At 56.8% G+C, this 17,773-nt stretch carries 16 protein-coding genes; 5 read left to right on the top strand and 11 right to left on the bottom strand.

Annotation, left to right across the window (positions count from 1 at the left end; translation table 11 throughout):
- Positions 1-193 precede the first annotated feature (193 nt).
- Positions 194-1,591: a heavy metal sensor histidine kinase gene (locus AC56LV_RS20445; protein ID WP_499560259.1), complete on the bottom strand. Its 1,398-nt coding sequence runs from the start codon at positions 1,589-1,591 to the stop codon at positions 194-196.
- Positions 1,588-2,259: a heavy metal response regulator transcription factor gene (locus tag AC56LV_RS20440; RefSeq protein WP_499560257.1), complete on the bottom strand. Its 672-nt coding sequence runs from the start codon at positions 2,257-2,259 to the stop codon at positions 1,588-1,590. The genes AC56LV_RS20445 and AC56LV_RS20440 overlap by 4 nt, the downstream gene beginning before the upstream one ends.
- Positions 2,260-2,390: 131 nt before the next feature.
- On the opposite strand from AC56LV_RS20440, the gene AC56LV_RS20435 reads away from it, so the two are divergent.
- Both AC56LV_RS20435 and uraH read left to right on the top strand, forming a co-directional pair.
- The gene (locus tag AC56LV_RS20435) at positions 2,391-2,891 is read left to right on the top strand and encodes a GlcG/HbpS family heme-binding protein (protein ID WP_499560255.1); all 501 of its coding nucleotides are present in this window, start codon (positions 2,391-2,393) and stop codon (positions 2,889-2,891) included.
- Between the two features lie 55 nt (positions 2,892-2,946).
- On the top strand, positions 2,947-3,384 hold the full coding sequence (gene uraH, locus AC56LV_RS20430; RefSeq protein WP_499560253.1) for a hydroxyisourate hydrolase: 438 nt from the start codon (positions 2,947-2,949) through the stop codon (positions 3,382-3,384).
- Between the two features lie 46 nt (positions 3,385-3,430).
- Here the strand turns inward: uraH and cynR are convergent, their stop codons facing one another.
- A complete protein-coding gene (gene cynR / locus AC56LV_RS20425; protein WP_499560251.1) occupies positions 3,431-4,327 on the bottom strand; it encodes a transcriptional regulator CynR in 897 nt (298 codons plus the stop codon).
- A gap of 121 nt (positions 4,328-4,448) precedes the next feature.
- On the opposite strand from cynR, the gene AC56LV_RS20420 reads away from it, so the two are divergent.
- Positions 4,449-5,156 (top strand): HPP family protein, encoded by a 708-nt coding sequence (locus AC56LV_RS20420; RefSeq protein ID WP_499560250.1) that lies wholly within the window; start codon positions 4,449-4,451, stop codon positions 5,154-5,156.
- A gap of 1,082 nt (positions 5,157-6,238) precedes the next feature.
- Here the strand turns inward: AC56LV_RS20420 and AC56LV_RS20415 are convergent.
- The 4 genes from AC56LV_RS20415 to AC56LV_RS20400 all read right to left on the bottom strand — a co-directional run bounded on the left by AC56LV_RS20415 (position 6,239) and on the right by AC56LV_RS20400 (position 11,652).
- The gene (locus tag AC56LV_RS20415; protein WP_499560248.1) at positions 6,239-7,216 is read right to left on the bottom strand and encodes a DMT family transporter; all 978 of its coding nucleotides are present in this window, start codon (positions 7,214-7,216) and stop codon (positions 6,239-6,241) included.
- A 228-nt stretch (positions 7,217-7,444) separates the two neighbouring features.
- Complete coding sequence (gene kdgD, locus AC56LV_RS20410; RefSeq protein WP_499560246.1) at positions 7,445-8,359, bottom strand: 5-dehydro-4-deoxyglucarate dehydratase; 915 nt, start codon at positions 8,357-8,359, stop codon at positions 7,445-7,447.
- A gap of 1,333 nt (positions 8,360-9,692) precedes the next feature.
- Positions 9,693-10,556, bottom strand: coding sequence for a hypothetical protein (locus AC56LV_RS20405; RefSeq protein WP_499560244.1), 864 nt, complete (start codon positions 10,554-10,556; stop codon positions 9,693-9,695).
- 145 nt (positions 10,557-10,701) lie between these two features.
- Positions 10,702-11,652: a universal stress protein gene (locus AC56LV_RS20400; RefSeq protein WP_499560242.1), complete on the bottom strand. Its 951-nt coding sequence runs from the start codon at positions 11,650-11,652 to the stop codon at positions 10,702-10,704.
- A gap of 335 nt (positions 11,653-11,987) precedes the next feature.
- On the opposite strand from AC56LV_RS20400, the gene AC56LV_RS20395 reads away from it, so the two are divergent.
- A complete protein-coding gene (locus AC56LV_RS20395; protein ID WP_499560240.1) occupies positions 11,988-13,571 on the top strand; it encodes a sensor histidine kinase in 1,584 nt (527 codons plus the stop codon).
- On the top strand, positions 13,568-14,179 hold the full coding sequence (locus AC56LV_RS20390) for a response regulator transcription factor (protein WP_499560239.1): 612 nt from the start codon (positions 13,568-13,570) through the stop codon (positions 14,177-14,179). Before AC56LV_RS20395 ends, AC56LV_RS20390 begins: the two co-directional genes overlap by 4 nt.
- Positions 14,180-14,185: 6 nt before the next feature.
- Here AC56LV_RS20390 and rnk read toward each other — a convergent pair whose 3' ends face one another.
- The 4 genes from rnk to AC56LV_RS20370 all read right to left on the bottom strand — a co-directional run bounded on the left by rnk (position 14,186) and on the right by AC56LV_RS20370 (position 17,649).
- Positions 14,186-14,632, bottom strand: a complete 447-nt coding sequence (rnk, locus tag AC56LV_RS20385) for a nucleoside diphosphate kinase regulator (protein WP_499560237.1) — start codon at positions 14,630-14,632, stop codon at positions 14,186-14,188.
- 82 nt (positions 14,633-14,714) lie between these two features.
- A complete protein-coding gene (locus AC56LV_RS20380; protein ID WP_499560235.1) occupies positions 14,715-14,924 on the bottom strand; it encodes a hypothetical protein in 210 nt (69 codons plus the stop codon).
- A gap of 879 nt (positions 14,925-15,803) precedes the next feature.
- Entirely contained in the window at positions 15,804-15,929 is a 126-nt protein-coding gene (locus tag AC56LV_RS20375) for a hypothetical protein (protein ID WP_499560507.1), read from the bottom strand.
- A gap of 388 nt (positions 15,930-16,317) precedes the next feature.
- Entirely contained in the window at positions 16,318-17,649 is a 1,332-nt protein-coding gene (locus AC56LV_RS20370; protein WP_499560505.1) for an EAL domain-containing protein, read from the bottom strand.
- Positions 17,650-17,773 lie beyond the last annotated feature (124 nt).

Below are 17,773 nucleotides of genomic sequence, written 5' to 3'. Positions count from 1 at the left end.
ATAATTCCTGTTTCCCGCTCCGAACTTACGCTAGTTTAGTTCAGTGATAGCGAATGGCCGCTCTAGCTGAAATTTGCGTGTTGATACAGACAGTTATTTTCTTATAGGCAATCATTGTACTCGACTTACCGACTGGGTTCACCCAAGTGCAGCCCCCCATAGTGTTTGCATGAATAGGTCAGGTAGTGCGTGATCATTGTTCCTCAGATTGTGGGAACGACAGGACGAACCGATTGCCCATCTCATCGCTTTCGACACACGCTTCACCACCGTGCAAATGCATGATCGAGGCGACAATGGCCAGGCCCAAGCCGCCCGAATCACCGCCCTGGCTGCGTGCCGGGTCACAACGATAAAATCGCTCGAACACGTGCGGAAGATGGACAGCCGGGATGGGGGCGCCGGTATTGTGCACGGCAACCCTGACCGTCTCAGCATCGGTGCAGGTGTGGATCGTCACCGTACCTTCGGCAGCGCCGTAGCGCAGCGCATTGGCCAGCAAGTTAGCCAGGGCACGCCGCACCAGCGCGCGGTCAGCAACCAGTTCGCCTGCCGCGTGCACCACCACGCTGATCCCTCTTTCTTCGGCCACGCCTTCGAAATAGTCCACCAACTGGGCGCACAGCTCTGCCAGATCAATGGTTTCAACCGTGACGCCGCTGGCCGGTTGCTCCGAGCGCGCAAGGAACAGCATGCTGTCGATCATGCGTGCCAGGCGCTCGTATTCTTCCAGATTCGACGCCAGCAGCTGCTCATAGTCATCGGCACTGCGGCGCTTGCGCAGCGCGTGTTCCGTGTGGCCCATCAGGTTATGCAACGGCGTGCGCATCTCGTGGGCAAGGTCTTCGGAAAAGCGCGACAGCTGGACAAAGCCGTCGGCCAGGCGCGTCAGCATCTGGTCGAGCGCTGCGCCCAGTTGCTGCAGTTCCTGCGTTTCTTCCAGCGGCACCGGTGTCAGCTTCACCGCCACGTTCTGCTGCAGGCGCCGCACATCGACGGCGGCGGCCTGCTGCGCCATCAGCCGCACAGGCCGCAGCGCGCGCTGGCTGATCAGCCAGCCCAGTACAAACGACAGCAGCGCCCCGCCGGCCAGCGCCGCCCCCAGCGTCATGCGGTAGCTGGCCAGCATGCGCTCGCGCTCGGCCAGCATCTTCGCTGCGACCACAGTGAAACGGCGGTTGCCCTGCCAGACATCGACCCAGGCCAGCCGCGCCGCCTGGCCGGTTGCAACATCGGTGAGCCGGATCGATGGCGCGGGCGGCAGGGACGGCAGCGCCAGGCCGCCCGGATTCACGGCGATCAGCAGCTGCCCCGTGGCGTTGAGCATCCACAAGGCGTTGTCGCGGTTGCCCAGCATGTTGGCGTACAGTTGCGGGCGCCGGCGCAACGCCTCGATACTGTCGCTGTCGGCAACCAGCGCGCGCATGCGATCGATCCGGCCTGCCAGCGCGATGTCGTCGCGCCACGCCAGCTCGCTTGCCAGGGACCGGTACAAGAACACGCCGATGGCCCCCAGCAGCAGCGCGCTTGCCAGGGCAAACCACAGCGCCAGGCGCATGCTCAGCGAACGGGGCGCCAATGCAAGCTTCATGGCGTCTCTCCCAGCATGTAACCCATGCCACGTACCGTATGAATCAGTTTCAGTGGATAGGGATCGTCGATTTTCACGCGCAGGCGGCGGATGGCCACATCGACGACATTGGTGTCGCTGTCGAAGTTCATCTGCCACACGTGCGAGGCGATGACCGCACGCGAGAGCACCTCGTCGACCCGGCTGACCAGCAGGTGCAGCAGTGCGAATTCCTTGCCCGTCAGGGTAATGCGGTCGCCCTGACGCGTGACCCGGCGGCGCAGCACATCCACCTGCAGGTCGGCGACGCGAAATTCCTGCATGTCACGCAACGGCCCGCGCCGCAGCAAGGTGCGCACGCGCGCCAGCAGTTCGGCAAACGAAAATGGCTTGACCAGATAGTCGTCGGCGCCCAGTTCGAGCCCGCGCACGCGGTCTTCAATGGCGTCGCGCGCCGTCAGGAACATCACCGGCGTGGCCGACCTGGCGCGCACCAGTTGCAGCAGCGCCCAGCCGTCAAGGCCGGGCAGCATCACGTCGAGGATCACCAGATCGAAGTCGAACTCCTCGATCATGTAACGACCGTCAAAACCGTTGCTTGCCACTTCGACGATGTAGCCGGACTCGCGCAAGCTCTTTTGCAGGTAGTCGGCCGCCTTGCGTTCATCTTCCACGATCAGTATGCGCATTGCCTGGCTCCTTGTGCCGCAATCTTACTGCCCGCCGCGCGCCAGATGACAAAACTGTCATCTGGCCGTCATCTGGTTGTCGCCAGGCGCTGCGTACCATTCGGCCATTCGAACACCACCGGGATGATTCCATGTACCACCCACTGCCTGCAGGTTTGCTGATCGTGTTGTTGCTGGCCTGCCCCCAGGCCAGCACCGCCGCCTCGCTGACCGTACCCCACCGCACTATTTCACTCGAGGGCGCCAGCCGCCTGCTCGACGCGGCGATGACCGCCTGCCATGCCGACGGCAAAGTGCTGGCCGCCGCCGTGGTCGACCGCGGCGGCAACCTGGTTGCCCTGCGCCGCGATGATGGCGTGGGACCGCACAACACCGTCGCTGCCCAGCGCAAGGCCTACACGGCGCTGTCTACCAGAACGGCGACCCGCGTACTGGCCGCCAATGCCCGCGCCAGCGCCGAAGCAGCCAACCTGAACACGGTCGACACGCTGCTGCTGCTTGGTGGTGGCGTGCCACTGGTGGCTGACGGCGAGCTCATTGGCGCCATCGGCATTGCCGGCGCTGGCGGACCGGCCACAGACGAAGCCTGCGCACAGGCTGCAATCGATAACGTGTTCCGCAAGACGCCCTGATCGCTGGCGACATTGACGTTCCGATTATTTTTACACCTACCTCTACGGAGAACGCATGAAATTCATTCAGACCCTGCTCGTTATTACCCTCGGCGCTGCTGCGCACTGCGCCAGTGCCGCAGCTGTACCCACTGTCGCACCTGCCACGGCGATCAACCCGCTCAGCGTCCACGTCCTCAACCTGCAGGACGGTTTGCCATCAGCCGATGTGGCTGTCACCCTCGAACAACGCGTGGGCGACGGATGGACGATGCTCGGCGAAGGCGTCACCAATGCCCAGGGCCGCATCCCTGCCCTGTTCCCCGCCGGCGTGGCAATGGTACGCGGCACTTACCGGGTCACATTCAAGACCGGCAAGTGGTTTGCCGAGCACAAGAGCCCGACGTTCTTCCCCGAGATCCCTGTCATCTTTACGGCTGACGGCAGTGTGCCGCATTACCACGTGCCGCTGCTGCTGAGCCCTTATGGCTATTCGACTTATCGCGGCAATTAAATCCGTGCAGCGGCAAAGACTGTCAGTGGCGCGCCAGCACAGACCATCAGGCGCCTGACGTCAAATCCCGCACCAGGTCGGTCAATACGTCGACCAGTGCTTTGCTTGCCGCCGTGCGATACGCCCCTTTGCGCCAGGCGTAGACGATATGGCGCGACATCATTGCCGGCTGCAGCGCAACCGCGTGCAGATCGGTATAGGCGGCAGAGATCGGGTTGGGCAGAACTGTCCCCAGCGTTCCCTGACGGACGATCTCGACCAACGCGCCGATGGCATTGACTTCGACGGCGACCTTTACCGCGATACCGTGCGACGCGCAGTACGTATCGATTTGCTGGCGGGTGGCGAACGACTTGTTGAGCAAAACCAGCGGTTCGGCAGCGAACGCCGCCAGCGGCAACGCGGCAGACCGGGCGGCGAGTCGATGACTGGCGCCGGTCACGAAGCCGAGCTGCTCTTCGTACACCGGTGTGTGGTCGAGTTCACCCGGCTGCAGCGGGTTGAAGGCGATGCCGATGTCGAGTTCGTCGTTGGCCAGCATCGCTTCAATGTCTTCCTGCGCAACTTCTAGAAAACTGACTGTAACCCCTGGATGCAGTGCATGGAACCGGGCGATCAGCGGACCGATCAGATACAGCGATAGCGTCGGCGGCGCCGCGCAACGCAGCACGCCCCGGTGTGCTGTACCGACATCCTGGATCGCGCGGGCGCCGACGTGAAGATGCTGCATGCCGAGTTTGGCGTGGCCCATCCATGCCTCGCCGGCATCGGTCAGGCGCACGCTTTTCCCGCTTCGGTCAAACAGCTGGACACCCAGCAATGCTTCGAGCTGCTTGATCTGCTGCGACAGCGCCGGTTGCGACAGGTGCAGCGCCGCCGCGGCACGGGTGAAGTTGCGATGCTCTGCAACGGCGAGAAAATAGCGGATGTGGCGCAGCAGCACGGAAGTTCCAATGATTCGTTTTACTTATCGACATCATCGCATATCGGTCTTGGACCTTATGGTTGTGGATTGTTATATTCGCAGCCCGAACAGCCCACTCAGTTTTTAGAAAGAGTTCATCTTGTCGTCCTTTCAGCAATGGTGTCGCGACTTCCTCCCTGCCCCGATTCAAATAGCGCCTCGTGAACAGTTACGTAGCAGCCTTGGCGCGCTGATCGGGATATTTTTTACGGGCGTAATTGCCTGGTTTTTCGGCGGGCCAATCGACAATCTGCCATTGCTGGCAGCGCCGTTGGGCGCGTCTGCCGTGCTGTTGTTCGGCGTACCGGCAAGCCCGCTGGCCCAGCCATGGGCGATCATCGGAGGAAATCTGCTCGGCGCAGTTACAGGCGTCAGCTGCGCTTACTTGATTGCGATGCCGCTCCTGGCGGCCGCAGTTGCCGTGGCAGTCACGGTCATGCTGATGTTTTCGTTTCGCTGCGTGCATCCACCGTCCGGTGCGGTGGCGATCACAGCGGTGCTGGGAGGCAGCAAGATTCATGCACTCGGCTATGCATTCGTACTGTTCCCGATCGGCCTCAATTCTGTTGCCCTGCTTGCCGGCGCCCTTGTTTATCACAGGCTCACCGGGCATCGCTATCCTCACCGCGCGATTCACAAGACACCTGCGGCCGACCATGACGCGACGGAGATGTTCACACGTGCGGACCTTGATGCGGTATTACGTAGGCGCACCGAGATACTGGATGTCGATGTCGATGACCTGGAATCGGTGCTGGAAGAAGTGGCGCAGGAAAGTCAGCGACGTCGTATGAGAATCTCCAATTAATCTTGAGATGGGAGGGTCTTGGGCTGTTAGGGGTTCAATCCAGACTCATAGTGCCTATATTCGCGCGCCAACTTAATGCTGCCTCAAGAATCTTTACGTCAGCTGCGGTAACGCAGCGAAACCGACCGCGTCGTTTGTGAAAAAAACTCTCTTCGTGTCGTGCCTGAACTAGCCGGGCCAACTGGAAAAGGCCGAGAGGCCGCTTCGACTAGATTCCTGCATGTCGCGGTGGTCGGTGGGTTTTCAACCTGACAAGCTGCTTTACTGGTCCGACTGGCTGGATTTGGTCTAGTCTGTATAAAAAAGGATTGGGTGCAGACATAGCGACACTCGACCTTTTAGACCGATCGCCACGGTATTTTCTTGAGGTCGGGGATCGTAAAGGGATCCCTGAAAACACGCGAATTTTGTGTTTTTAGAAAGCTTGGGCCGGAAGTAGTAAAAAAACAAATGATATTAGGGAATATATCGCAGATTTCCTCGAAAATTTCTGATTTTATCGTGGCTCTTAAGGTGGTTTTTATCAAGGTAGGGCGGCCAAGATGGGCTTTTCAGCCCACATTCTCAAAAGATACTAGTGGCAGCGCTGCCAACGAAATACGAAAACCAAAGCTCCTAACTGGATAAAGCAAAGAGCCAGATTTCCACGGCGGCATTCGCAATTACTCCGGCCCCAAGAAAAGCGAGATAAACTCAAGAACCCACTATATTTTAATAGCAAGACCCAGGAAGATACTCGTTCATGAAATAGTAACTACACGAAGTATTGCCAGTAAAATTTCGACACGCTTTAAAAGAAGCTCGGGTTGAGTCCAATGTGTGGTGGCGTCTACTGCGCCAACTGTGCCTTTAGTAAGCCATCATAGGCTGACGAGATATTTAGAGTTTTTTTAACGCACATCACTTATATCAAGCAGATCGGAATGCTGATGCATTCCGATTGTCATTAATAACTCTTGAGCATTCTCGAAAAATCAGCCCTATTAATGAGCGCCCTTCTAAGAAATTCTACTTAATTCTTAGATGCAATTTTCTCTAATTATAAATCAATGAGTTAGACATGGGATTTCTAAAAATTTGGATTAATCAGCATTTCCGCTAGTCGGGTTGGATGCGATGTTAGGTATTCTTGTTCGCGAAACTAGCCAGATCCCGGCGCATACCAGCACTAACGCTACGAGGTTCTTCCATTCTAAGATGCTCTCGCTCAGGAAAAATGCAGACATCGCAGCGCCGAATATTGGCACTAGGAAAGCGAAGGCACTAACATTGCCTACCGGGTTGTACTTCAGGAGAAGGCTCCACAAGGTGAACGCGACCGCCGACAGCAAAGCCAGGTAGACCAGCAGAACAATCGACGCTAGCGTCATGGAACCTAAGCTGCCACTGGTTACGTAGCCGCCTACTAATAAAACTAAGCCACCGATAGCCAGCTGCCAGCCGGTCATCACCATCGCGTCGATGTGTTGGGAGACGTGTTTGCCATAAATTGACGCAGCCGACAGCACGAACGCGGCGATTACTATGAAGCCCTCGCCCTGTAGGGACGGGGGAGTATCGAGCTGACCGCCGTTAAAGTTGACGGTCAATACGCCAGCAAAACCGAACAGGCAACCGATACTCTTGCGCGCGGAAAGCTTGTCGTCATAGTAGATAATGTGTGCCAAGACAATGCTGAAGAAGGTGGTGGTGGCGTTGAGGATCGAGGCGCGAACCCCGGTCGTGTAAGCCAGGCCAATATAGAAGAACACGTATTGGATACCAGTTTGTGCCACGCCAAGCATGGCTAGCTGACTGAACTGGTACCTGCTTAGCCGCCAAACTGGTTTATCCATAACGACCGCTAGTACCATGAGGCACATGCCTGCCAGCAGGAAGCGGAAGCCAGCAAAAACAAGCTTTGACGGGACATCCTGCTGAGCGATACCCAGCATCTCATAGCCGCTTTTGATTGCCGGATACGAGCTGCCCCATAGTACACAGCAAAGCGTTGCCAATGCCAATACCACCCTGGGTTCTGAGAAAAACTGCGGTCTGTCGTGCAGAGCTGCTTGATTCATTATGAAACTCACTAGTACGATAACAAAACGAATAAGGAAACTAAATAGTCGACAACCCCGTTGAGATCCGAACTCACAACAAGCAGCGAGGCTGCGCTGCTTAGCACGAGCATGAAATAGTCCATACCCTGCGATTAATCTTAAGAGAAAAAATTTTCTTACCGACTTGGGAGTGCATGGCGGGTTCTTCCCGCCATCTCGCACCTTTATCTATTCGGAGCAAACAACTTATTGGGGGCCGAGCTTTGCAATCAGAGAGGCTAACTGCTCGAATTCCTCCGGCGTCAAGTCAGTCAGCGGTTCACGCACGGGACCAGCGCTGTATCCGACAATGCTGGCTCCGGCTTTCACAATGCTTACCGCATAACCTGTCTTCTTGTTGCGAATAGCTAAATAAGGCAGGAAGAAGTCATCGATCAGCCGGTTCTGAGTCGCGAAGTCGTCAGAACGTACGGCTTCGTAGAACTCAATTGCAGTCTTGGGAATGAAATTAAACACGGCCGATGAGTAGACAGGCACGCCCAACGCCTTATAGGCCGCTGCGTAGACTTCCGCAGTTGGCAGACCACCTATGTAAGTGAATCGGTCGCCCAGCTTCCGGCGGATGGCAACCATCGATTCAACTTCACCGATCCCGTCTTTGAACCCGATAAGGTTCGGGCAGCGGTCGGCCAGTTTCATGAGCGACGCAGCGTTTAATTTGCAACGGTCGCGGTTGTAGACGACTACGCCAAACTTCACTGACGCGCAGACAGCGGCAACGTGCTCCACAAGGCCATCTTGGCTAGCCTCGGTCAGATAGTGCGGCATCAGAAGGATGCCGTGGGCACCAAGGCGCTCAGCCTCCTGAGCGTACTTTATTGCCACGCGGGTTGGGCCGCCGGCGCCAGCCAGAATTGGTACCTTCCCGCGGCAGGTTTCAACGGCGACAGTCACCACTTGGGTGTAGTCCTCTGCGGTGAGTGAGAAAAATTCGCCCGTACCACCGACGGCGAAAAGGGCAGTGGCGCCGTACGTAGACAGCCACTCTAAGCGCTGGGTATAAGTATCTGGCCGAAAGTCGCCATTGGCGTCAAAGTCGGTGATTGGAAACGAAAGTAAGCCAGATGAGAGTATCTGTTTAACATCTTGCGGAGTGTACATGAGCGGTGATTTCCCGGATAAAAGGTGAGAGTAGCGTAGCCGTTGGCAAGTTATAGGACATCGTACAACACTACGTTTGTCATACAAATCTTCTATCACTCGAAGTGCGCCACTTACCATACGAGGAGCACTAGTTCCAGAAGTCGACTGATCTTAAGTTGTATGACATCGTACAACTAAACGCGATTGAATGCAAATGATTCAGCTAGCGGCTTTGTTTCAACCATACATACATACATACATAGCAATACAGGTCCCCCGAAACTAAGGTTATGCTGTCTCGTCAAAATCTTGCAGAGAAAACGTGTAGTGCGTGCCGGCTTAATTAACACCAGATAAAGTTGCGGTAGCCATCCTATGGTCTCTTTGCTGAACAGTGGCTTCCTTCAAGTCGGCTGTTACGGTGCGCTGCCAGTGTGACAGTTGTCACAAAGGGGCCAGCATGGAAGGTGCCAGATCGCGGTTCTGAAGTCCTATACTGCTTAATCGATCACGAGTGCAATGCGTGCGCCTCCTACCCACTACCCTCCAAATGAGGGTAATGTCCATGCCTGCGCCAGACGTGTACATGCCGTTATGCATCATGCCACATCGTACGCAACCGCCTCGCGAGCTTGCCTTTCTATCGCGGCGTATGTCAGCCTCGACATACTGAGTGTTCCTGAAGCACGCTACCAGACCATTGCTCGGTGTGAATCCTGTGGCCGGGTTCGCTATCCTGATGTGGTAAGTGCATAGTCTTGACATTGCTCGCGGCAGCGCTGCTTACAGTAGCCATTAGGCCTGGGCCGCCGGCTGAACCGCTTTGATCGTTGACGGTCGGGCTGTTGCCCTTACCAGCGTATTTGGTACCTGGCTTTTTTTACATGAGGCGCTTTCTGCCCGGCGGCGCCTTCTACGCCATTCATCGCGGTTTGCTGCTACGGGCCGCATCAGTGACGATCGGTAGCCTATTCAATGCTGTGCTTTATGCCAGATAGTGAAAATCGGTGACGCCGGCGAAAAACCACTTTGGATCGAGCTACCCACACGCTAAACGGTCGCCGAAACTGCCGGCATCTTGGTTATCGTATCAGCGGCTTAGTGTCTACTTAACGTCGAGCTGCCCCTACAAGAAGTACAGGAATTTGCTACCAATTGGCTGTGGACCTACGATTTCGAGCGGCAGAACATGGTGCTCGGTGGTATAAAGCCAAAACGGAAATTGGCGCTCGCCACTTAACCTACACTTTTACGTGCTCTAAAAATGGGGGGAGTACCAGTTCATGCGAGCGGTCCAGACCATGCCAATGCACGCTCGGGGCAAGCAGGCTGGTAAGACATGGCGCGGTAATTATGTACTGCACCACCAGCCACTCAGTAACCTTTCCGGCTTGGTCCGCGCATTCACCCGCGCGCTTGACTGCCAAGCATCTACCCTAACATTCAGCCCCGCGTAGATTGCATGCCCCTCGCCCGCACGAATCTCTTCCCCTGCCTGCAGGCTTTCTCCGGCCTTTATGGCGCCATGAGCGAAGATGCCGGAGCGTGCCTTGATTCCCCAGTTCGCTTCTAGGTGGTTTTCGCACAAAATTGCGGCACCGCTTTCGATACCTTGGGCTGCGCGGATCACGTCACGGCCAGTAATCGCTTGTCCTGCACGGATACCTTTGCTGCACACGACAGGCCCTGAGACATCGATGTCATGTCCTGCTAAGCAGTTCCCGCCAATAAACAAACCGTCGTGGCAAACGATCGACCAGCCGCAACGAAGGTCGCCGCGTGTACGGATCACGCCTGTCGCATCGACGCCCCATTGCGCGTCGATGCCTTCGCTGGACTCTATGACGCCTCCACACCGGATGCCGGCACCGGCGATCAGGTCGCCTCCACAAGTGATCGACGTCCCCGCGACGATTGCCCCATGCGCGTGAACAGTGCGTCCTGTACGCAATTGCGTGTCGACGTTGATATTTCCGCGTACTTCGAGGCGACCGGCGAAGACAACAGCCTGCGCATCGATATCGTCGACGATGCGAATCTCATTGGTTGGTCCGAATTGGGTCAACAGCCAGGCAGCGTCGTCGACACGGTCCGCATCGACGAGAGCGTCGAGCAGCTTCTGATAATCAGATCCTTTTTCGTAGTGGCGCAGAAACCATCGCAGTCCGCTGCCACAAGGCTGCTTCATCTTGAGAAAGTTTTTAGTGATATCCATTGGATGTTGAATGCGTTAGAGTGCGGCTTCGTCCTATGTAGCGAAACACCGCGGCGAGTATCGGCCATTCGGAATGGCTTGACTATTCGGAACTGCCCGTAGGGGGATCACGTAGTGCGCCGCTCACTGCAGCCTACTAAGAATGTTAGCGTGCTGCCGGCGCACAGCCAATAGAGGGTGCATACGGCGTGTGTCGAACGCAGAGTTCCGAAGCCGGTTCCAATAGAAGCATGTCGCAGCGTGTATCGTTCAATACCGTCCACGACGTAGACTCGTTCAGCCAGCCAAACAGCAGTGGATGAGCACCGTCGGCCAACGCGATAAGGTCTGGCTTCACCGTGCGCAGATAGGTACGCGTGGCAATCGCTTCCGGCTGGGCGGTCAGGACCAGCGAAAATTTCGTCAGCGGCCGGCCGAGTCGCTCGAGGAAGATAGAAAACGCCGCATGTGCCCGACGCTGCGCTCGCAAGCGAAAATTGTCGACAGTCTGGTCCATGACGCCTGCACTGGCCATTGTGCCCTGCCCCGCTATTCGATAACTATGTAGGAAAGTGATGTGCGCTTCGGGCAGAAGCCGCATGACGGTTTCCGTGACGCGCAGGGCGTCGTCCGAAAAGTCGACCGGAATCGCGATCCGCACATAGGCGCTGCTCGGCTCGTTACGCACCAGCAGCACCGGGCGTCCGCTCATGTGTGCAATCTTGGCTGCTTCGCCGGCCCCGGTCGAGGACTGTGTCCAGCGAGGGTTTCCAGCCCCTAATACCACTATGTCGGCCGCGGTTGTCCTGACCCGCGCCGCCACCTGGGCCGCCAGCGCCCCGACGCCGGAGGCGACCGTACAACGTATGCCGTACTGCTCGCGCAGATATGCCGACTGGCAGCTCATGCGCCGCATCGCACGCTCCTGCTCCGACCGCTCGGCGTGATGCTCGGACCTGCGCATCCAGGACACGATGCGGCGCGTACCGGCCGGTGTCACCACCGAGAAGATATCCAGCGTGGCATCCTTCAAACCGCCCGCCAGCATGGCCGCACGTTGCGTCACGTGCTCCGCATCATCTCCAGATTTCGTCGCGACCAGAATCCCATACAACATAGCAAGCTCCTCATCAACGTGATGTGCGCAGGACCTTGGCACGATGCCAGCGCTACACACAGATCTAGGGATTGGCAGTGCCATCCAATGCCTATGACCACAGAACAGTATGACGACCGTATGCCGTCTTGCCCATTCGCCAAGCCACTTAAGGGCTTCCCTCAGGTGGTTCGGTTTTGTGGCGGTAGCCGGCGAAAACGGCAAGCGATCGGCGCAAGGAGCTGCATGGGCGGCTGTAAAGCCCTATACTGCCGAACCGAACACCTACAGAGTGCAGCTCATGTTCAGCCTTACGTTTCGCCGCCCAATTTTTATACCTGCTGCCAACCCCACAAATGCGTAACGCGCTCGGAGCGATCTGGCGCGCCTGTCTTTTTATCGCCGTGTATATCGGCCTCGACATCTTGAGCGGCCCCGAGGCGCGTTACCAGACCATTGCTCCGGTGTGGCATCCGGCGGCCGGACTGGCCGCCTATACCGTGCTCAGGCATGGCAAGGCCGCGATCTTGCCGATGCTCGCTGCGGCGTTGCTAGCTGCGGCCATCACGCCAGCAGTGCAGGCGCGGCCGCTCTGGTCGCTGGTGGTCGGCTTGTTACCCTTGCCGATGTACGTGGCGCTCGGCCTGTACATGCGCCGTTTCTTGCCCGGCAGTGCATTCTTCGCCAGCCATCGTGGCCTGCTGCTCTGGGCTGCGGCGGTGACCCTGGGCAGTCTGTTCAGCGCGGTGCTGTATGCGCAGATGGTGCCTGCCGATGGCGCTGGCCAGGAATCGGCATGGATTGCGCTGCTCACTCGCTACACGATTGCCGAGACCGCCGGAATCCTGGTTATCATGCCAGCTGCATGGTGCCTGCTTGCGCCCGAGCTACGCAGTAACTTCACGTCTCGGATCTTCAATTGGGACACTCTGGCTTACACCGTCCTGATCGCAGTGGTGCTTGGCGTAGCGCTGGAACGAGTGGCCCCCGAGTCGGTTGCCTACTATCTGCTGATCCTGCCGCTGGCCTGGGCGGCAGCACGCCAGGGCATGGCCGGTGCGGTCAGTGCCGCCATTGTGCTCGAAGTCGGCGTGACCTTGGCAACGCTGCGTCCGCTGGTCTATGCCGAGCAGATGCCGAACGTCCAGATGCTGGTGCTGACCCTGACGCTTTCTGGATTCCTGATCGGTATCGCCGTCGATTTGGCGCGCCGCGCCAGCGACGAGCTTCAACAGTCTCTACGGCTGGCTGCGGCGGGCGAAATGGCTGCGGCAGTGGCACATGAGCTGAACCAGCCGCTTACTGCACTGTCGGCCTATGGAAGCGCATGTCAGCGCCTGATGCAACGCGATGGTGGCAATCCGCTGCTGCAAAAGACGATCCAGGCGATGGCGGCGGAGTCGCAACGTGCATCGAACGTACTCAAGCGACTGCGCGAATTCTTTCGCACCGGCTCCACCTTACTGGAACCGATCGCGCTGGCAGATCTAGTGTGGGACGCGGTCAGTTCGTTCGACGAGCAGGCCAGGATGAATGACGTCTGCCTGCAGGTCGACCACTTACCCCACATCGAGCTGCTGGGCGACCGCGTGCAGCTCGACATCGTGCTACGCAACCTGCTGGCCAATGCAGTACAGGCCCTCGCCGGGATATCGGCGGCGGCCGACCGCACCATTACGGTCGATGCCGGCGTCGACGGCGAAGCGATCTGGATCCGGATCGCCGACACCGGGCCCGGTATTGCCGACAGTATCCGTGCGCGCCTTTTCGAGCCATTTGTCTCGCTCAAGTCGAGCGGGCTCGGATTGGGACTGGCCATCAGCCGTTCGATCGTCGAAGCCCATGGAGGCACGCTCACCGTCCAGCCCAGTCGGCATGCCGTCCTCAAGCTCACACTACCGGCCCGCGCAGTCCAAGAAATCTCAACACAACAACCATGAGAATCGAAAATACCGTTTACATCATCGACGACGATGCGGCAGTACGCGATGCATTGGGTCTTCTGCTGAGCCTAAACGGCTACCGCACCGCCTTTTTCGCTGACGCCGCCGCGTTCCTAGGCGCCTGGACCAGCGACTACCGGGGCTGCATACTGATGGACATTCGCATGCCCGGCATCGATGGACTGACCTTGCAGAAGCTGTTACTGGAACAAGGGTGCAAACTGCCTGTGCTGATCATTACGGGGCACGGCGATGTCGATTCGGCGCGCGCAGCATTTCGCTCGCAAGCAGTCGATTTCCTAGAAAAGCCGCTGCAGGAAGAACAGCTGATTGCAGCGATCGAGGAGGCAGTCGCTCGCCAGTCGGGGCAACGGGAGCAGACCGAGGCGCAGCGCGAGCACCGCCGGCGCGCGGCGACGCTCACCCCACGCGAACGCGAAGTCATGCTGCTGGTGTTCGCAGGTAATCACAACCGCGAGGTTGCGCAAGAGCTCGGCATCAGTGTACGGACAGTCGAAGTGCACAAAGGGAGGGTGATGGAAAAGTTACAGGTGACATCGGTTGCCGACCTAGTACGCCAGCACCTCCAGTATGGTACCGATTAAGTCCGGTCAGGCCTGCCTGTCTGTCGGCAGGTCATTCACGGGTTTGGTGTCGTTGTCGGTGTCGGGTTCAGGTTGAGCCATGATCTCGAGGATGCGGATGTTGACGATGCCGCCCCCCGGACGCGGCCAGGCTATCGTGGCCCCGACGGCGAGGCCCAGTAGCGCGCTGCCAACCGGCGCCAATACCGAGATCCTATCCTGGCCGTTCGCATCCTGGGGATAGACCAGGGTCAAGGACAACTGGGTCGGCGGCACGTCCATTGAAAATCGCACCCTGGAGTTCATCCTGACCACGTCGGGCGGCATCTCGGCCAGGCGCCGAATTTCGGCACGCTCCAGTTCATTAATAAGGTCGTGTTGAGCCTTGCCCGGCCCGCCCGGCAGTGTGTCGAGCAGGGCTTCCAGCTGTTGCAGATCGCAGGAAGACACGATGAGGTTTGATAGGTTTTTCATGATAACCCTCGGGTAGTGAATATCGGTTGACCGCCCCGTTGCCGAAACGGTTTGAAGAGGACAAGGCTAATCTCTGGCGCTGTCAGGCGTACATCCCGTATTGCACCAGTGAAGCCAATGCGGCCAGCGCACCGGCTACTGCGCTGGTGGCCATCAGACGTGCCCATATTCGGCGCGTCTTCACGCGCCGTTGCAGCAGCTCCTTGACCAGTCGCCGCTTGCCGCGACGTTCAATGCAATGTTTGGCGTACACGCCGCAATCGGGGGTCAAGCTGGCCTGTTGATTACTCACTGAAATACTCCTGAATACCGGAACAACCGGTAAAAAACTGACAATGCCGAGTTCTAATAAGACGGCGCGGTAATGGGCATGATGTGGCTCGAAGGATGTGAACTACCTGGGTAAAGAGCAGGCGGACATACGCTTCGAGCCTAAAAAAGGCCGGCGCGATCTCGCAGGAGGGGAGAGCAGCAGTTACTCAGCAATACTAAAAAAACAGCGGAAGGATATAGGAAAGCGTCCAGCAGCACGGGGCGGCCGGACGTATCATTGCGATTCGCCTTATATCCTTGCCTAATCATGTCACTCACTTGAAAAATGACGCGCTGCGCCCTGATTGTGATGTAGCCGTAGCAGCTGTACCTGTGCAGTATGGTTTATCTATGATGTTTTCCACATCCGGGAACCGCGTACGGGCTTCCCCTATCAAGTCGCCAGCACTTACTATGTCGAAAGTGGCATTCCCCCATCGTCACGGACTCTTCCATTAGGCGTATTTTAGATTTTCAAACTGCACTGTACTTATATAGCCGATAGTGGAATGACGCTGGCGTCGATTGTAGAACCTTTCGATTTAGTCAAACACGTCTGCACGTAATCATCCTTGGTTCGGTTATTGCTTCTTGCTCAGACGCTTGGCCTTGAGCACGAAGAACAATTTTTCCGTTGCAGTATTACGTTTGCATGTCAAGAAGTCACTTCGCTCATCCACAAATCCACCAACATACAGAGGTGCAACTCCCTGATGAGATATCGCTTCAAGCAATAATTTTCTTTGTTAGGCATGTCTTGAATCGATCGTCGCTAAGCATACGCACGTGTTCATGGCTCGCTTCGCATAAAAACCATGGCAATAGTCAACAATGCATGGTTGGCTTGTCTATCGCCGCTTTAATTCAGGTGATGACGGATCGTCTTCCCCGGCAACGCTGGTAACGGGTTTACACCACACAGTGCGGCGAGTGCGGCCTTACTACGTAGACATTCAGGATTATCACCTGCTACAGCAATCAACATTGCAGCCGTCTGAGGCGCCACGCCGAACTGCTCACGTAGATGTAGTACATACTGGGTCGTTAATTGTTCGAGTGCTGCTTCCAGTTCCTAGAGCTCGGCCGTGAGCGTGGGCCAGCGTTTCGCAAGCTAGAGAAGTGTCTTTGTCAATGTCTCCCGAAGCGGGTTTCGACGAGCTGGCGAAGACGTGCGCAGCAGTAGCGCACTGGTCAGCCTTAGCTTTTAGAAGACTTTGCCGTACTTCTTGCGGCGTGCTGACCAATATCGCTTGCAACTGATTAATAGCCTGTGCGTTTTCCTTAACACCGCTTTGTCTGGCAACAGAAATAGTGTACATACCCTCGACACCTTACATAGGCAGGAAAATTCGAGCGACAAGATAACAAATTTGCTACCTTCCTAACGATGGAACGTCATTTTGTGCTGCCAACGTTTCTTGAATCTTGGCAAATGTCATAGGTCTCCCGAAGAGCCATCCTTGCGCGTATTCGACCCCCTGTTCGGCAACGAATGCCGCCTGTTCTTGTGTCTCGATGCCTTCGGCAATCATCCTTAAACCAATGGTTTTAGCCATTGCAATGATGTGTCCTACCACTTGACTGGTCGGGGCGCCAGTACCGATGGTCTGGACGAATGACCGGTCGATCTTGAGCAGGTCCAGGTCGAGTGACTCAAGATACGACAGGCTGGAATAACCGGTACCGAAGTCGTCCACGGCGACTAGAATCCCGCGCGCTCGCAGGGCCGCAAGGGCCCGCGTTGCGAGCGCAAGATCGATAAAGCCACGTTCGGTAATTTCGACAATGAGATTCGATGGCACAGCACGGGTGCGCTCTAAAAACCTGTCGATCGCATATAACAATTTTTCGCTCTGGAGGTCGTCAGACGAAATGTTGATCGCAATATGAAAGTTCGGGTGCAGTGCAAGGAAATTGCCTGTATCTTGTTCGATCAGTTGTATAACCCGTTCAGTTAACCGGGTGATCAAGCCAGTTTCTTCAGCAATTGGGATGAATAAGTCCGGTCCAATTATCTCACCCGTGCCACGGCGCATACGTAGCAGGGCCTCCACACCAACGCACCTGCCTGTCGCAAGATCGATCAAGGGCTGGTAAAGAAGAAAGAACTCATTGTGGCGTAAAGCGTATCGTAAAGAAGAAGCAACCGATAATTGGCGTCGCGTCAGTAGTAAAAGCATACCGGCAACAGCAAGCCCTGTGACAAAGCCAGCGGGAATCAGACGAGCCGCAATCTTGTTGGTTTGCACATGGACATGGGAAATGGGGAGAGCCACAATGGCGACGGATGGGACACGCACCGAACGCACAATCGCGACCAAATAGCCTCGGTCGACAAATGTCGTTTCGATGCCGAAACTCAAACGCCTGCCCCAATTGCTGTCGATATAACCACGAGTGATGGCAGGTCTGGCGCTCTTGGGACGCTCCAGGTGAATTACCGCGACAGAAACTCCAGACTTTTCAATCCAAGTATCTAAAGGCAGATCTCGGTGAGCGATTACTGCAATGCCACCTCGTTCGATAGCAACCAGGGCACTGCGGGTTTCCTGCCCCAAAGGAATGTCCAGATACAGTCTGACGCCATTTGAAGTTCGGAACGAAGCACTACCAAGAGGTGTTGGGATATCACCTTGTGACGAACAGACCAGCGTACCGCTTCGGACATAGCCGATGGCTTGTAGATAGGTGGAATTAAGATCGATCTCATACGGCTTTGTTGCATAAATCAGCAGAGTTCGTAATTCCCCAAACCCCAGGCGGAATTACGGCATGCTCACCGCCATAGTCGTAGGCGTGCCCAACCGGGTGAACCGATTGAGAATGGCG

Source organism: Telluria sp. RB2R28 (assembly GCF_059685835.1).
The sequence above is the reverse complement of the archived record's forward strand: the minus strand, read 5'-3'. Positions and strand labels throughout refer to the sequence as shown.

Coding starts and splice junctions, on each gene's coding strand:
- kdgD (WP_499560246.1), bottom strand. CDS start 8,359: ATGTACACTCCGCAAGATGTTAAACAGATACTCTCATCTGGCTTACTT.
- rnk (WP_499560237.1), bottom strand. CDS start 14,632: ATGAAAAACCTATCAAACCTCATCGTGTCTTCCTGCGATCTGCAACAG.
- AC56LV_RS20405 (WP_499560244.1), bottom strand. CDS start 10,556: ATGGATATCACTAAAAACTTTCTCAAGATGAAGCAGCCTTGTGGCAGC.
- AC56LV_RS20415 (WP_499560248.1), bottom strand. CDS start 7,216: ATGAATCAAGCAGCTCTGCACGACAGACCGCAGTTTTTCTCAGAACCC.
- AC56LV_RS20390 (WP_499560239.1), top strand. CDS start 13,568: ATGAGAATCGAAAATACCGTTTACATCATCGACGACGATGCGGCAGTA.
- AC56LV_RS20375 (WP_499560507.1), bottom strand. CDS start 15,929: ATGTTGATTGCTGTAGCAGGTGATAATCCTGAATGTCTACGTAGTAAG.
- AC56LV_RS20440 (WP_499560257.1), bottom strand. CDS start 2,259: ATGCGCATACTGATCGTGGAAGATGAACGCAAGGCGGCCGACTACCTG.
- AC56LV_RS20435 (WP_499560255.1), top strand. CDS start 2,391: ATGTACCACCCACTGCCTGCAGGTTTGCTGATCGTGTTGTTGCTGGCC.
- uraH (WP_499560253.1), top strand. CDS start 2,947: ATGAAATTCATTCAGACCCTGCTCGTTATTACCCTCGGCGCTGCTGCG.
- AC56LV_RS20400 (WP_499560242.1), bottom strand. CDS start 11,652: ATGTTGTATGGGATTCTGGTCGCGACGAAATCTGGAGATGATGCGGAG.
- AC56LV_RS20395 (WP_499560240.1), top strand. CDS start 11,988: ATGCGTAACGCGCTCGGAGCGATCTGGCGCGCCTGTCTTTTTATCGCC.
- AC56LV_RS20445 (WP_499560259.1), bottom strand. CDS start 1,591: ATGAAGCTTGCATTGGCGCCCCGTTCGCTGAGCATGCGCCTGGCGCTG.